The following is a 14003-nucleotide window of genomic DNA, read 5'->3' as shown; positions in this document are numbered from 1 at the left end:
TCAGGTCTTGAGCGCATCGAGCGCCAGGTTCAGCTCTAGCACATTCACGCGAGGTTCGCCGATGAAACCGAGGGCGCGACCCGCCGTCATGCGCTCCACCAGTGCCGCGACTTCCGTTTCGGAAAGGTCACGCGCTTTCGCAACCCGCGCAACCTGCGAACGGGCGAATTCCGGCGATATATGCGGATCGAGGCCGGAACCGGAGGTCGTTGCGGCATCCGCGGGGACAGGGGCCTCAGTGCCGTCTGCCTTCAACCGCTCGACATCGGCCGCTACCCGATCACGAAGCTTGGCCGAGGTCGGTCCGAGATTGGAGCCGCTCGAGGCGGAAGCGTTGTACGGCTCCGGGCCGGTTGCGGAGGGACGGCTCCAAAAATAGCGGTCGGATGCGAAGGCCTGCCCGATCAACGCGGAGCCCACGGTAACGCCGTTTCTTTCAAAGAGGCTGCCATTGGCGGCATGGGGCATGGCGACCTGGGCGATGGCGGTGACGGCCAGCGGATAGGCGATGCCGGTGAGGGCGGTCATTAGCATGACCATGACGAGTGCGGCGCGAAGCTGATTGAGCATGATTACACCAGATTGAGAGCTGCGACGGCCATATCGATGGCCTTGATTCCGGCAAACGGCAGGACCAATCCGCCGAGCCCGTAGATGAGCAGGTTTCGGCGAAGCAGGGATGTCGCGGCGGCGGCCCGATAGGGGACGCCTTTCAAGGCGAGCGGGATGAGCGCGACGATGATGAGGGCATTGAAGATGACCGCCGAAAGGATTGCCGATTGGGGCGAGGAAAGGCCCATGATGTTCAGCGCATCGAGAGCCGGATAGGTGGCGACAAAGAGCGCGGGGATGATGGCGAAATACTTGGCGACGTCGTTGGCGATCGAGAAGGTGGTCAGCGAGCCGCGCGTCATCAGAAGCTGCTTGCCGATTTCGACGATCTCGATGAGCTTGGTCGGACTGGAATCGAGGTCCACCATGTTGGCGGCTTCCCGGGCCGCCTGGGTTCCGGTCTGCATCGCCACCCCGACGTCGGCCTGGGCGAGCGCGGGTGCGTCATTGGTCCCGTCGCCGCACATGGCGATCAGTCGGCCGCCCTGTTGTTCGCGGCGGATAAAGGCAAGCTTGTCCTCCGGCGTTGCCTGCGCCAGGAAATCGTCGACGCCTGCCTCCGAGGCGATAGCCGCCGCCGTGACCGGATTGTCGCCCGTGACCATGACCGTACGGATGCCCATGGCGCGCAAAGCCGCAAAGCGCTCCTTGATGCCTGGTTTCACCACGTCCTTGAGATGGATCACGCCGAGAACCCGGGAGCCGTCGGCTACGGCAAGCGGCGTGCCGCCGGTGCGCGCGATCCGCTCGACGGCCTGATGGAATTCCGCAGGAGCGTCGGAATGGGCAATGCCGGCAAATTTGAGCACGGCGTCGACCGCGCCCTTGCGCAAACGGCGTCCTGCCAGATCGACGCCGGAGAGCCGGGTTTCGGCTGCGAAGGGCACGACCGCATCGGCTTCGAGCGCCGGTGTCTTCAACCCGTATTCCCCAGTTGCCAGCGCGGCGATGGAGCGGCCCTCCGGGGTTTCGTCGGCCAGGCTTGCGAGAAGAGCCGCCTCGGCGACCTCACCCGGCGTCACGCCGGATATCGCCACGAAATCGGTGGCCATCCGGTTGCCGAAGGTGATCGTACCGGTCTTGTCGAGCAGCAGCGTATCGACATCGCCGGCTGCCTCGACGGCCCGCCCGGAGGTTGCGATCACGTTGAAGCGCACGAGCCTGTCCATGCCGGCGATGCCGATCGCCGACAGCAGCCCGCCAATGGTGGTCGGGATCAAGGTCACCAAGAGCGCGGCAAGAACCGTGACCGACAAGACGGTGCCGGAATAGCCGGCGAGTCCCCAGATGGTGACGACGACGAACAGGAAGATGAGCGTCAGACCCGACAGCAGGATCGACAGGGCGATCTCGTTCGGCGTCTTCTGGCGCTGCGCGCCCTCGATAAGCCCGATCATGCGGTCGACGAAGCTCGACCCGGGGGCGACGGTGATCTTCACCTTGATCACATCGGACAGGACCTGCGTGCCGCCGGTGACGGCAGACCGATCGCCGCCCGATTCGCGGATGACGGGAGCGGATTCGCCGGTGATCGCGCTCTCGTTGACCGAAGCGGCGCCTTCGATGACTTCGCCATCCCCGGGGATCAGTTCTCCGGCTTCGACGATCACGATATCGCCGATCCGCAGCGTCGTGGCCGGTATCGGCTCGATTTCGCCGTTTGCGGCAAGACGGCGGGCCGTGAGGTCGGATTTGGTCCGCTTCAGGCTCTCGGCCTGCGCGCGCCCGCGGCCTTCCGCGACAGCCTCGGCAAAGGTCGCGAAAATCACCGTGAACCAAAGCCAGGCGGCAATCTGGCTGGAGAAACCGGCCTCGGCCGGGCGGGTCCAGAGATCTCGCAGGAAGAGGACCGTGACAACAACGGCGACCGCTTCCGTTACGAAGATGACGGGGTTGCGTACGAGTTTGCGGGGATCGAGCTTCAGAACGGCATCCCTTGCCGCCGGGATAAGGATTGCCGGGTCAACGAGGCTGGGTGCCACCGGTTTGTGCGACATGAGGGTTTTCCTTCAGAAAGTCTGGCCGGCGAGCATGGCGAAATGCTCGACAATGGGACCGAGTGCGAGCGCCGGGAAGAACTGCAATCCCCCCAGGATCAGGATGATGCCGATGAGCAGGCCGACAAACAGCGGCGTGTCCGTGGGGAAGGTGCCGCCCGACGTCGGCAGCTTGACCTTCCCAGCAAGCGACCCGGCTATCGCCATGACCGGCACGACATAGGCAAAGCGGCCGAGCAGCATTGCAATACCCAGGGTCGTGTTGAACCAGGGGGTGTTGCCGGACAGACCGCCGAAGGCCGAGCCGTTGTTGCCGGCGGCCGAGGTGAAGGCGTAGAGGATCTCGGAAAGCCCGTGCGGGCCTCCGGTACCGACGCTGGCGACCGCGAACGGCAGCATCGCAGATGCGGCCGTGAAACCGAGGATGGCGAGCGGCAGGATCAGCACGGCGAGCATCACGAATTTCATCTCGCGGCCTTCGATCTTCTTGCCGAGGAATTCGGGCGTGCGACCGACCATCAGACCGGCGACGAAGACGGAGAGGATGGCGAAAACGATCATGCCGTAGAGGCCGGAACCGACGCCACCGGGCAGGACTTCACCAAGCTGGATCAGGAACATCGGCACCAAACCGCCGAGGCCGGTGAGGGAGCCATGCATGCCGTTGACGCCGCCGTCGGAAAGGCCGGTGGTGACTGCCGCATAGAGGGCGGTCATGGCTTGTCCGAAGCGGACCTCCTTCCCCTCCATATTGCCTTGCGCCGGGTCAAGACCGAGTGCGCCGAGGATCGGGTTGCCCTGGGTTTCCGCCCAGTAGACAAGACCGACGCCGGCAATAAGCAGGATCGCCATGGTGGCAAGTAAGGTCCAGCCCTGACGCCGGCTGCCGACCATCTGGCCGAAGGTGTAGACGAGGGCGGACGAAATCGACAGCATCGCGAAAATGTTGAGATAATTCGAGAATGCCGTCGGATTTTCGAACGGATGGGCGGCATTGGCATTGAAGAAGCCGCCGCCATTGGTGCCGAGCTGCTTGATGGCTTCCTGGCTGGCGACCGGGCCGAGGGCGATCGTCTGTTGCGCTCCTTCGAGCGTCGTGGCGGTTGCCGAAGCATCGAGCGTCTGGGGCAGGCCCATGGCGACGAAAACCACCGCCATCAGCAGCGAGATCGGCAAAAGCACGTAAAGCGTCGCTCGGGTGAAATCGACCCAGAAATTGCCGATGACGGAGACTTGAGAGCGAGCAAAAGCGCGTGTAAGCGCGACCGCCATCGCCATGCCGGTGGCGGCCGAGAGGAAGTTCTGCACGGTGAGGCCAGCCATCTGGCTGAAGTGGCTCATCGTCGTCTCGCCGGCATAGTTCTGCCAGTTCGTATTGGTGACGAAGCTGACGGCAGTGTTGAAGGCGAGGTCTGCCGACACATTGGCGAAACCCTGCGGATTGAGCGGCAGATATGCCTGCAGCCGCAGGATCCCGTAAAGCAGGATGAAACCTGCAAGGGACAGAGCGAGCATCGCAAGCGTATAGCCGAGCCAACCCTGCTCTCTGGTTCGGTCGACGCCGGCAAGCCGGTAGAAGCCGCGCTCAATCGGCGCAAGCAGCGGTGAAAGAAGTGTTCTCTCTCCCGCAAATACGCCTGCCATGTAAAGCCCGAGCGGCTTGATGACCACAAGCACGGCGAGGAAGAGGAGGCTGATCTGCAGCCACCCGATAATAGTCATGATGGTTCTCCGGAAGAGATTCAGAAGCGCTCGGGATGGAGCAGCGTCACGACGAGATAGATTCCGAGCGCCGCGGCAACGACGAGCGCGATCAGCGGTTCAAACATGCCGCACCTCACAAACGCTCAAGCGCACGGGCGTAAAATCCGAGCACGATGAGCGTGCCCCCGCCCAGGACGAGAAAGAGCAAATCAGACATTCCGATTCTCCTGTTTCAACAGGGGAATTCTGCATCCGAGTCGGGTCAGGTTTCGATTGGAAAGTTTCAGGCGGGCCATAAGGAAAAAATAAAGAGAGGCGCTTTCGCAGGAAAAGCACCTCTCTTGAATTTGCGGCCGTAGTTTACCCGGAAAGCGATCGTCGCTGGCGACAACGGCCGCGATCAGCCAAGCTTGGCGCGCCGCACCGTCGTCAGCATCGGCCCATACTCGAAGATAAAGAGGCCGAAGGCGAGGAGCCACAATAGCCCGGACACGGCGTAGATGATGTTCGAAAATTCCGGAAACAGACTGGTGCTCGGTCTGACAAGTGCACAGAGCACGATCGCGCCGTAGGATATCGTCGTGGTGCGAGAGGCGGTCAGGATCCTGCCGGTATGGCCGCGGGTGGCCCTGGTCATAACGGCCAGCATCATGGTCGCCACCGTGCCGACGCTCAGCATGTGAAGCGCGGCCGTCTTGTCGAACAGGTCGATTGCGGCAAGCGCTATCACCAGATAGCCGAGCGGCACGAACAGATAGGCGATGTGCAGGATCGCCACGAGCATTTCCGCCGCCGTCGTCCAGCCGCGCCAGCGACCGAGCCGGATTACCTGCATGAGCGCTGCACCGCCTGCGATGGTGGCCACGATCGGTCCGTCGTCCAGGACGACCCAGGTGGCCAGAGCGGCAATTCCCGAGATAATCGCTGCGGTATCGAAGCGATTATAAGGCGTTGGAAAGTCCGTACGGCCCGTCTTGTTGATCCAGTTGCGGGTAAAACTCGGAATGATCCTGCCGCCGACAATCAGGATCATCATGACATAAGCCGATACCGCAAGTTTGATCGCCGGTGCGGGGTGCTCACCGCTCACCACCTGGATGTGGTAGAGGATGTTGGCGGCTGAAAGCGCCAGCAGGCCGGCGATGACCTTCAGGTCCTTCCATTTCTTGCCCGCAACCACTTCGCGCACGCAGATCAGCAGGAGCACGGGAAGAAAAGCGGCGTCGATGAGAATAGCTGCGACGTTTCCGAGCCCGTCAGACAACAGCAGCGCCAGCCTGCCGGCCATCCAGATGAGGAAAAGAAAAACAAGCGGCCATCCGGAGACGGGAAGCCTGCCGGTCCAGTTCGGGACGGCCGTCAGGAGGAAGCCGGCGAGCACGGCACTTGCATAACCGAACAGCATCTCATGCGCGTGCCAATGGACCACACCATAATCGACCGCGACCTCGATCGCGCCGATGAGACTGGCGATCCACAACAGCATGACGACTGCAGCCCAAGCCGCTGCACCCAAAAAGAAGGGCCTGAAGCCATAGGAGAAGATCACCGGGGCGGTGGGCGACAGGCCTCTTGGAATGCCGCCGCGGCGGATTGCGGGGGAGGGAAGATCAGTCATTTCAAAAATTCCTTCGAGCGACAACTTGATCTATATCGCCCCGTTATTTTTGATCTTTGCGAAGTCGCAAGCAAACAAGGGAAAGTTTGTTTCAGGTCAAAGAAGACATGGGGAACCGGTCGTAGCTTCTCCTTCGACAGGACGGCGATCCACTCCGCCCTTTGTTCCGAAGGATGAGACCATGACTGACAAATTACAGATAACCAGACGTTCGATCCTGGCGGGGGCAGCTATCGTCGGTGCCGTGGCGCCAATCGTCCAAGCGTCGTTCGCCCATGCGGAAGAAGCTCCTCCGGCCAAGATGAAGCCGACCGATCTTTCGGCTCTGCGCCGCGTCAAGGTCGACCTCGTGAAGCCGCCCTTCGTCCATGCCCATACCCAAAAGGCCGATGGTCCTCCGAAGATCGTCGAATTCACCCTGACGATCCAGGAAAAGAAGCTGGTGATCGACAAGGAAGGTACGGAAATCAACGCAATGACCTTCGACGGATCGGTTCCCGGCCCGATGATGGTCGTGCACCAGGGCGACTATGTCGAGCTGACCCTCATCAATCCCGATACGAACGAGTTGCAGCACAACATCGACTTCCATTCGGCCACGGGTGCGCTCGGCGGCGGTGCGCTCACCATCGTGAACCCGGGTGAGAAAGCGGTGCTGCGCTTCAAGGCCACCAAGGCTGGCGTCTTCGTCTACCACTGCGCACCTCCCGGCATGGTTCCCTGGCACGTCACCTCGGGCATGAACGGCGCGATCATGGTGCTGCCGCGTGAAGGTCTGACGGACGGTCACGGCAAGGAACTGGTCTACGACAAGGTTTATTATGTCGGCGAACAGGACTTCTATGTGCCGCGCGACGAGGCCGGCAACTTCAAGAAATACGAGAGCGTTGGCGATGCCTATGAAGACACGCTGAAGGTCATGCGGACGCTGACCCCGAGCCACATCGTCTTCAACGGTGCGGTCGGCGCCCTGACCGGCGAAAACGCGCTGACCGCCGCCGTCGGCGAAAAGGTGCTGATCGTCCATTCGCAGGCCAACCGTGACACACGCCCGCACCTCATCGGCGGACACGGCGACTATGTCTGGCAGACGGGCAAGTTCAACAACGTTCCCGACCGCGATCAGGAAACCTGGTTCATCCCGGGCGGCACGGCCGGTGCGGCGTTCTACACCTTCGAACAGCCTGGCATCTACGCCTACGTGAACCACAACCTGATCGAAGCTTTCGAACTGGGGGCGGCGGCTCACTTCAAGGTCACGGGCGACTGGAACGATGATCTGATGACATCGATCGTCGCACCGACCGGAAGCTGATCAGGCGAGGCGGGGCAGGGTGGTCCTTGCCCCGCCGGCTTCCTCAACAGGCCCGCCTCCCTCAAGGATGCGGTTTCGCCCAGGAGGCGAACATGCCGCGGACAAAGCGAAATCTCTCGATCTTTCAAACTGCACTTCCGATCACGCTGATCGCCGCTCTGTCGGCCGGTATTGTTCAGCAGGCCGGCTTTTTCGATGACCCGGAGCCCCGAAGCGCGATCCATGAACCGAAGACGGTCGTGGTGCCGGCGCGGACATACAAATACCGGAGCGACGGCGAGTTCGTGAAGGGCACCGCGCCGGTTGATCCGCCGATGAAGACGGTGATCGCTTCGGAAAGCCTCACTGTCACGAAATATCAGATTACAGCGAACGAATACGCGGCCTGCGTCCTTGATGGCGCCTGCGCGGCGGCCGACGCCCCTCCTGCCGGTAGCGCGAACGTGCCGGTCACCGGCGTCAGTTTCGATGACGCGATGGACTACGCCCACTGGCTCTCAAAAAAGACCGGCCAATACTGGACGCTTCCATCCGATCAGCAGCTTGCGCATGCCGCAGGCAAGCTCTTTCCTGACGATGCGCTCGGGCTTGATCCCGACAGCAAGAACCCGGCGCTCCGCTGGCTGGCGGACTACGAGCGCGAGGCGCGGGAGCGGTCGAAACGCGATCCTGTTCCCCGGCCGCTCGGAAGCTTCGGCGAAAATGAACACGGGCTTGCAGATTTCGGTGGAAATGTCTGGGAGTGGACCTCGACCTGTCACCGGCGGGTGCATCTTCATGCGAACGGGTCGGTCCGGAATGCAGAGCCGATATGTGGGGTCTATGTCACCGTCGCGAGCCATCGTTCGCCGGTCAGTTCCTTCATCCGCGATCCGAAAGGGGGCGGGTGTTCGGTCGGAACTCCTCCCGACAATCTTGGCTTTCGTCTTGTGAAATCGACGAAATGGTATGCACCATTCCTGGTGAAGTTCCGCGAAAAGGGCTGGATGGCCTAAATCCCGAGGTGCGGCAATCCAGTGCCTTCGATCTCGCCGCGAGGCGTGCTAAGGTCGCGTTCAAATTAGCGGAGCGCATCGCCTTGAAGATCGACAAAAGCCTCGTCCGAACTTTCCCGCTTTTCGAGAAGATGGATGACGCCGACACCGAAGCCCTTCTTGTGCATTCGACCTCGCGTCGAGTACCGGTCGGCGAGGCCGTTTTCGAGCAGGGCGCGGCGGCGACCCATTTCTTCCTTCTCCTGCATGGCAGACTGAAAGTCACGCAGGTGACCGAGGACGGTCAGCAGATCATCGTCCGCGTGGTTCACCCCGGAGACCTGTTCGGCTTCGCCAAAGCGCTCATGCGCAGTGATTACCCCGGCACCGCAACAGCTGTCGCCGAAAGCATAGCGCTGTCATGGCCGACGGAACTCTGGCCTCAGTTCGTGGACAAAAACCCGCGTTTGGCCGTCACTGCGATGCAGACGATCGGGCAGCGTCTGGAGGAGGCTCATGCCCGGATCCGGGAAATGTCCACGCAGGAGGTCGAGCGTCGTGTCGCGCATGCGGTTCTGCGGCTTGCCAAGCAGGCCGGCAGGAAGGAAGGGGGCGCCGTGCGCATCGACTTTCCGATTTCCCGCCAGGACATCGCCGAGATGACCGGCACTACACTCCACACCGTTTCCAGGATCATGAGCGCCTGGGAGGCCAAAGGGCTCGTGGAGGGCGGCCGTCAGAAGCTGACGGTCAAGGATGTCGATGGGCTTTCAGCGCTCGCCGAAACCGTAAAAGGGTAGGCAACCGCAAATCATCCCATGTTTGCGGTGTGTCAAAGAAAGAGTCCGCTCCTGAGATAAGCTGCCTATCAACAGAGGCACGAGGTCTCTTGAAACAGGAGTTAGACGATGAAAAAGACTTTCGCTTCCCTTATCGGTGCAGCCATTCTCGCTGCAGCTTTCGGAACCGGCGCAATGGCCGCGGATTTCGAGGTCCAGATGCTCAACAAGGGCAAGGACGGTGCCATGGTTTTCGAACCGAGCTCGCTCAAGATTGCCAAGGGCGACACGGTGACCTTCGTTCCGACGGACAAGTCCCACAATGCCGAGACGATCGACGGGCTCATTCCGGATGGCGCCACCGCTTTCAAGGGCAAGATGAACGAAAGCGTGAAGATCACTTTCGACGTTGAAGGCGCTTATGCGGTCAAATGCGCACCGCATGTCGGCATGGGCATGATCGGCCTGGTCGTCGTCGGCGACGCTCCGAAAAATCTTGATGCCATCAAGGCGGCGAAGCTGCCGAAGAAGGCCCGTGAACGTCTGGATGCGGATATCGCTGCAGCCGGCGTCTAAGTCGACCGTCTCGATCGGGCGGTGGCCGCTTTATCTCCTCTTGGCCGCCGTCGATCTGTCATTTCTCTTCCTCAAGTTATCCCGATTTGAGCGGCCCCAGTTGTTCCCTCAAGGCGCGCTGCGGATCGGCTCGAGTCGGGCTAAATGTTTTTTATTCAGTGCTTTCATGCAGTTGCGGATTTTTTGCCGCCGGTTTCGACCTCTCTTCTTCAAGCCTATTCCCAGCCTACCGGCTCGCCTAACCGCTCAACTTCCGACAGAAGGAAGGTTGCGACGTCGCCGGCGGCCCCGATGGAGAGAATTTCCTCGGCCATCGCTCGCGCATCTTGGTGCCGCTGTTGATGAAGTTCGCCAAACGGACCTTCTGCCGGATTGAGGCGCGATTGCGCACGACGCGTTTCTGTCGTCTCACGCCAAAGGCTCATGATTGCATCATCTCCGGATGCCACATCGGCTCATAGGTGAGGGTAACCTCGACATTGCCGACGCCCGGTACAGAAGCTGCGCTGGATCTGACGGCGTCGGTGAGGAAGCCCGCCGCGGGGCAACCCTTTGTCGTGGTGGTCATGATGATGCTGACATCGCCTTCGGCGTTGATTTCGATCAGGTAGATCAATCCCATTTCCACGATGCCACGGCCGATCTCGGGATCGATGATCGTGGATAGCTGCCGTCTCACCCGGTCCGTCATTTCCTGCTGTTCGAACGGATCAAGCATTGCGGCCCCCCGAGCCGACGCGGATCATAATCCGATAGGCAGTGCCGCCCTGGTCGTAGTTGCCGACCCACTGATGCCCTCGGCGGGTAAGCTCGGGGAAGAGGAAGATCGGCTCGCGCGAGAGTACCGCGAAGATCACCTTGCCGGCTTCGAGGCCTTCGGCCGCCGCAAGGATCTGCTGCATCGGTTCGGGCGGCGGCAGGTCGGAAAGATCGAGCTGTACTGCGGGCTCAGGCCAAAGCGCGGGTGAAATCGCGTTTTCGGATACGGCGACCGCCTCTTCCATTCTGGGGGTGAAGCGCACCTCGAAGTGGCCGCCTTCTAGTTCGACGACATCGTGGTCGAAACCCTTCGAATCCATCACCCGAAAGAGCGGCTGCGGCCTGAAGGGCGCCAGCAGTCTAAGTCCCTGACCCTCCTGCAGCCCGGCAACCGCTTTCATGATTTCTTCAAATGGTTCGCCGCCGTCTCGCAGGATCGGTCTGACGTCGAGTTCCTTGAATTCCATGGTCATTGCGAACTTCCCTTGAAGCTGGGTAGAAACAGTTGCGGGTGGCGGACGCCGTCGGGCAGCCGGATTTCCTGTGGCACAATTGCGAGACGACGAGCCTGGGCAAATTCGAAGACCAGCGCGCAGATCGCCGCCAGCTGGGCCAGCGTCATCCATCTGAATACGGTCGGTGCCGCAGCAATCAGCGCGACGGTCGCGGCAACGGTGGCACCGAAATAGAGCAGGAACCATGCGGACGAGCGCCGCTCGTTGACGAGTTCCTGGACCCGTGGAACCGGGGCGCGGCCGAGGACTGGTCCGTAGCACTCGAGCCAGGTCATGAAGGCGACGATCTTGTAGAGCTGCCCCAGCCCGAGACCCGTCAGCCAGCCAAACACGAAGAGATACGCGGCCGGACGCGCGAGATCTATGGGCAGATCGCTCAAGGCAGATGCTTCAAACAAAACGAAAGAGGCAATCAGCATGGCGACTGCCGCCAGGCTAGCGAGCACGTTCATCTCCGCAGATTTGCGTTTTCGTTCGCGAAAGATGAAATGAACATCCAGGCCGTAGATCAGGGCGGCAACCCCTCCAATAGCCGTTGCGAGATAGATTGTTGCGGTCGAGCTTATTCCGGAGCCGGCCAGCAAGATGCCGCCGACGACTATCCCCAGTCCGGCCGCCATCAGCCACCCCACTGCTCGGCTCGTCATCCGGGATCGCTCCGGCGAGAGCAGGAACATTGCCAAAAGCCGGTAGCTGACGCCGATCGCGGTAACAGTCATCCAGCCGACGAGCCCGAGATAGGCGTGCGACGGAGCAGCTTCGAGCAGAAAGCCGACCAGATATCGGTTGGCGGTGACGCCGGAGAGCGGCAAGGCGAGGAGCAGGCCGCTGACAGCCACTCCAACGAGCGCCGCACAGCCAAGAGCAACGAATTTGGCGGGGAGCGGCAGGGGACGAGCTGCGGCGAGCGTCTTTGTCACCATCCAGAGAAGACCTGCAAATGCAAGTGTGAGAACGCTGCCTCCGAGCGGCAGAGTCCAGCTCCAGAGCGGCAGAATATCGGCAAGGCCCAGGAAGCCGGTGAGCAAAAGTCCGAGCCCGACCATCATCAGAAGCAGGACTGGCAGGCTGAGACAGGGCGTTTCCAGCGGCCGCGAGACGAGTACCGGCACGAACTGGAGGAGCGAGCCCGCGAACAGGAGCCCCAACCAGCCGATCGCAATCAGGTGGATGACCGCCAGGGACTCCGGGTCCTCGATTGCGGTCGAGGGATAACCGAAGCCCGAGGCAGTCAGGATCAATCCAGCGACCAGGCAGGACAATGCGGCAGCGAAATACGACATCGTCCAACGGGATAGGGTGGCGCCGGGCATGACCTTTTCTTTCAGTGGCCGCAGCAGCAGTCGCAGCCGGAACTCTGGGCGCGCTGGATTTCGACGCGCCAGACGGCTGGACCCTGCTCGAGATACTGCCAATGGAACTGCTCCGGATACCGGCTCTCGATCTGGTAATGCAGCGGCCGCGGATCGTGGTCGCTGGTCACGTGCATGATGCCGCCCGGGGCGAGCGAGGTCAGCACACCGAAGATTCTGGGGTGACGCTCGGCAGGCGCTAGAACTCTGACGTCGATGGAGGGAATTTGCGTATCCGGCATATTTTGTCCTTGCCTTTCAGAATGACGAGGCGCCGGGCAATCCCGGGCCATTTTCATGCACTAGCAGTGACGTCGCCTGAGAAATTTGTGGCTGAACAAACATTTCAGCGAAACGGGGGGCAGTCCTTGATTTCGCACAAAGATGAAGCGTCCCTTCAGCGTTAAAGCCTCTTCAACACTGAATTGAACGAGGTATCCGATATGTCCGAAGCGATCATCGAAAAATACGGCGATGCGCGATTGCCGCGTTACACCAGTTATCCGACGGCGCCGAACTTCTCGAGCGACTTCGATCCTGCCGACTATCACGGGTGGCTGAAGGCGTTGCCGGAAGGGCGGGCCACTTCCCTTTATCTCCATATCCCCTTCTGTCGGTCCATGTGCTGGTATTGCGGCTGTCACACCACGATTACCGAGCGGGACAAGCCGATCCTCGATTATCTGGAGGTGCTCCACCGGGAGGTCGAACTGCTGGCCGCGGTCAGGGGCGACAGCTTCCATGTGGGCGAAATCCACTTTGGCGGCGGCACTCCCACCATCATCAAGCCGGAAGAATTCGTGCAGTTGATGGAGGCTCTCCGGGATCGTCTCGGATTTGCAGAGGATGTCAACACCGCTGTCGAGATCGACCCGCGGACATTGACGGCCGAAATGGCGGACGCCCTGGGCGCGTCGGGCGTGACCCGTGCGAGCCTCGGCGTCCAGAGCTTCGACCCCAAGGTGCAGAAGGCCATCAACCGGATACAGAGCGTCGAAACGACGATGACGGCGGTGGAGCGGCTTCGCGGAAACGGCATTCAGGCGATCAACTTCGACCTCATCTATGGCCTGCCTTATCAGACCGTCCAATCCTGCATCGAGACCGTGGAGACAGCGATCCGCCTGCGCCCCGATCGTCTTGCAGTTTTCGGCTATGCCCATATCCCGACATTCAAGAAGCATCAGCGGCTCATCGATGAAGCGACACTTCCGGATGTTCGCGAGCGCGCGCTGCAAGCCGAAGCAATTGCGGCGACCTTGATCGCCGCAGGATACCAGAGAATAGGTCTCGATCATTTCGCCTTGCCAGCCGACGAGCTGACGCTCGCGCAGCAGGAAGGCCGACTTCACAGGAATTTCCAGGGATATACGACGGATGGCTGCGACGCATTGATCGGCCTTGGAGCATCCTCGATCGGCAAGCTGCCGCAGGGCTATGTTCAAAACGAAGTGCCTCCCGGTCTCTATGCTTCCCGCGTGGCGGGTGGCGAGCTGCCGACCTCGAAGGGCTATTGCCTAACCGCGGAGGACCGTTTGCGAGCCGACGTGATCGAGCGGGTGATGTGCGACTTCTCCGTCGACGTTGCGGCTGCTGCCTTGGCTCACGGGTTTGACGCGGACACTCTGCTGGCTGGGAACGAACGGCTGGATGCATTGCAGCGAGACGGTCTCATCACCCTTGAGGACGCCACCATCAAGGTGTCGGAGCAGCACCGGTTCATTGTCCGCGCCGTGGCTTCGGCATTCGATGCTTATCTTAACAAGACCGGCCGCACCTTCAGCAAGGCGGCCTGAGCTTCC

15 protein-coding genes are annotated in these 14003 nt (G+C 61.2%); 5 read left to right on the top strand and 10 right to left on the bottom strand.

Annotated elements, in window-relative coordinates; translation table 11 throughout:
* The 5 genes from kdpC to C5L13_RS14775 form a co-directional block, all read right to left on the bottom strand.
* A complete protein-coding gene (gene kdpC / locus C5L13_RS14795) occupies positions 1-570 on the bottom strand; it encodes a potassium-transporting ATPase subunit KdpC (protein WP_105384057.1) in 570 nt (189 codons plus the stop codon).
* Positions 571-572: 2 nt separating this feature from the next.
* Positions 573-2609, bottom strand: a complete 2037-nt coding sequence (kdpB, locus tag C5L13_RS14790; RefSeq protein ID WP_105384056.1) for a potassium-transporting ATPase subunit KdpB — start codon at positions 2607-2609, stop codon at positions 573-575.
* Between the two features lie 12 nt (positions 2610-2621).
* Positions 2622-4331 (bottom strand): potassium-transporting ATPase subunit KdpA, encoded by a 1710-nt coding sequence (gene kdpA / locus C5L13_RS14785; RefSeq protein ID WP_105384055.1) that lies wholly within the window; start codon positions 4329-4331, stop codon positions 2622-2624.
* Between the two features lie 20 nt (positions 4332-4351).
* A complete protein-coding gene (gene kdpF / locus C5L13_RS14780; RefSeq protein WP_205836839.1) occupies positions 4352-4450 on the bottom strand; it encodes a K(+)-transporting ATPase subunit F in 99 nt (32 codons plus the stop codon).
* Positions 4451-4713: 263 nt separating this feature from the next.
* Positions 4714-5931, bottom strand: coding sequence for an NnrS family protein (locus C5L13_RS14775; protein ID WP_105384053.1), 1218 nt, complete (start codon positions 5929-5931; stop codon positions 4714-4716).
* A 181-nt stretch (positions 5932-6112) separates the two neighbouring features.
* Between C5L13_RS14775 and nirK the strand changes: the two genes are divergently transcribed.
* The 4 genes from nirK to C5L13_RS14755 all read left to right on the top strand — a co-directional run bounded on the left by nirK (position 6113) and on the right by C5L13_RS14755 (position 9575).
* Positions 6113-7246 (top strand): copper-containing nitrite reductase, encoded by a 1134-nt coding sequence (gene nirK, locus C5L13_RS14770; RefSeq protein WP_105384052.1) that lies wholly within the window; start codon positions 6113-6115, stop codon positions 7244-7246.
* 92 nt (positions 7247-7338) lie between these two features.
* Positions 7339-8241: an SUMF1/EgtB/PvdO family nonheme iron enzyme gene (locus tag C5L13_RS14765; protein ID WP_245571271.1), complete on the top strand. Its 903-nt coding sequence runs from the start codon at positions 7339-7341 to the stop codon at positions 8239-8241.
* 83 nt (positions 8242-8324) lie between these two features.
* Complete coding sequence (locus C5L13_RS14760) at positions 8325-9020, top strand: Crp/Fnr family transcriptional regulator (RefSeq protein WP_105384312.1); 696 nt, start codon at positions 8325-8327, stop codon at positions 9018-9020.
* A 108-nt stretch (positions 9021-9128) separates the two neighbouring features.
* Positions 9129-9575 carry a pseudoazurin gene (locus C5L13_RS14755; RefSeq protein WP_105384051.1) on the top strand — a complete coding sequence of 149 codons (447 nt, stop codon included), beginning with the start codon at positions 9129-9131 and terminating at the stop codon, positions 9573-9575.
* Between the two features lie 215 nt (positions 9576-9790).
* On the opposite strand, the gene C5L13_RS14750 is transcribed toward C5L13_RS14755, so the two are convergent.
* The 5 genes from C5L13_RS14750 to C5L13_RS14730 are packed head-to-tail and all read right to left on the bottom strand — an operon-like array spanning position 9791 to position 12443.
* Complete coding sequence (locus tag C5L13_RS14750; protein WP_105384050.1) at positions 9791-10000, bottom strand: hypothetical protein; 210 nt, start codon at positions 9998-10000, stop codon at positions 9791-9793.
* On the bottom strand, positions 9997-10293 hold the full coding sequence (locus C5L13_RS14745) for a metal-sulfur cluster assembly factor (protein ID WP_105384049.1): 297 nt from the start codon (positions 10291-10293) through the stop codon (positions 9997-9999). The genes C5L13_RS14750 and C5L13_RS14745 overlap by 4 nt, the downstream gene beginning before the upstream one ends.
* The gene (locus C5L13_RS14740) at positions 10286-10807 is read right to left on the bottom strand and encodes a DUF2249 domain-containing protein (RefSeq protein WP_105384048.1); all 522 of its coding nucleotides are present in this window, start codon (positions 10805-10807) and stop codon (positions 10286-10288) included. The genes C5L13_RS14745 and C5L13_RS14740 overlap by 8 nt, the downstream gene beginning before the upstream one ends.
* Positions 10804-12162, bottom strand: a complete 1359-nt coding sequence (locus tag C5L13_RS14735; protein WP_105384047.1) for a hypothetical protein — start codon at positions 12160-12162, stop codon at positions 10804-10806. Before C5L13_RS14735 ends, C5L13_RS14740 begins: the two co-directional genes overlap by 4 nt.
* 11 nt (positions 12163-12173) lie before the next feature.
* Complete coding sequence (locus C5L13_RS14730) at positions 12174-12443, bottom strand: DUF2249 domain-containing protein (protein ID WP_105384046.1); 270 nt, start codon at positions 12441-12443, stop codon at positions 12174-12176.
* 201 nt (positions 12444-12644) lie between these two features.
* Here C5L13_RS14730 and hemN point away from each other — a divergent pair, with 201 nt between their 5' ends.
* The gene (hemN, locus tag C5L13_RS14725) at positions 12645-13997 is read left to right on the top strand and encodes an oxygen-independent coproporphyrinogen III oxidase (RefSeq protein ID WP_105384045.1); all 1353 of its coding nucleotides are present in this window, start codon (positions 12645-12647) and stop codon (positions 13995-13997) included.
* Positions 13998-14003 lie beyond the last annotated feature (6 nt).

It is taken from the genome of Neorhizobium alkalisoli (assembly GCF_002968635.1).
Lineage (GTDB): Bacteria > Pseudomonadota > Alphaproteobacteria > Rhizobiales > Rhizobiaceae > Neorhizobium > Neorhizobium alkalisoli.
Note: the sequence above shows the minus strand (reverse complement) of the source record. Positions and strands in the feature narration are given on the sequence as shown.

Coding starts and splice junctions, on each gene's coding strand:
- C5L13_RS14775 (WP_105384053.1), bottom strand. CDS start 5,931: ATGACTGATCTTCCCTCCCCCGCAATCCGCCGCGGCGGCATTCCAAGA.
- kdpB (WP_105384056.1), bottom strand. CDS start 2,609: ATGTCGCACAAACCGGTGGCACCCAGCCTCGTTGACCCGGCAATCCTT.
- kdpA (WP_105384055.1), bottom strand. CDS start 4,331: ATGACTATTATCGGGTGGCTGCAGATCAGCCTCCTCTTCCTCGCCGTG.
- C5L13_RS14765 (WP_245571271.1), top strand. CDS start 7,339: ATGCCGCGGACAAAGCGAAATCTCTCGATCTTTCAAACTGCACTTCCG.
- hemN (WP_105384045.1), top strand. CDS start 12,645: ATGTCCGAAGCGATCATCGAAAAATACGGCGATGCGCGATTGCCGCGT.
- kdpC (WP_105384057.1), bottom strand. CDS start 570: ATGCTCAATCAGCTTCGCGCCGCACTCGTCATGGTCATGCTAATGACC.
- nirK (WP_105384052.1), top strand. CDS start 6,113: ATGACTGACAAATTACAGATAACCAGACGTTCGATCCTGGCGGGGGCA.
- C5L13_RS14735 (WP_105384047.1), bottom strand. CDS start 12,162: ATGCCCGGCGCCACCCTATCCCGTTGGACGATGTCGTATTTCGCTGCC.
- C5L13_RS14755 (WP_105384051.1), top strand. CDS start 9,129: ATGAAAAAGACTTTCGCTTCCCTTATCGGTGCAGCCATTCTCGCTGCA.
- C5L13_RS14730 (WP_105384046.1), bottom strand. CDS start 12,443: ATGCCGGATACGCAAATTCCCTCCATCGACGTCAGAGTTCTAGCGCCT.
- C5L13_RS14750 (WP_105384050.1), bottom strand. CDS start 10,000: ATGAGCCTTTGGCGTGAGACGACAGAAACGCGTCGTGCGCAATCGCGC.
- C5L13_RS14740 (WP_105384048.1), bottom strand. CDS start 10,807: ATGACCATGGAATTCAAGGAACTCGACGTCAGACCGATCCTGCGAGAC.
- C5L13_RS14745 (WP_105384049.1), bottom strand. CDS start 10,293: ATGCTTGATCCGTTCGAACAGCAGGAAATGACGGACCGGGTGAGACGG.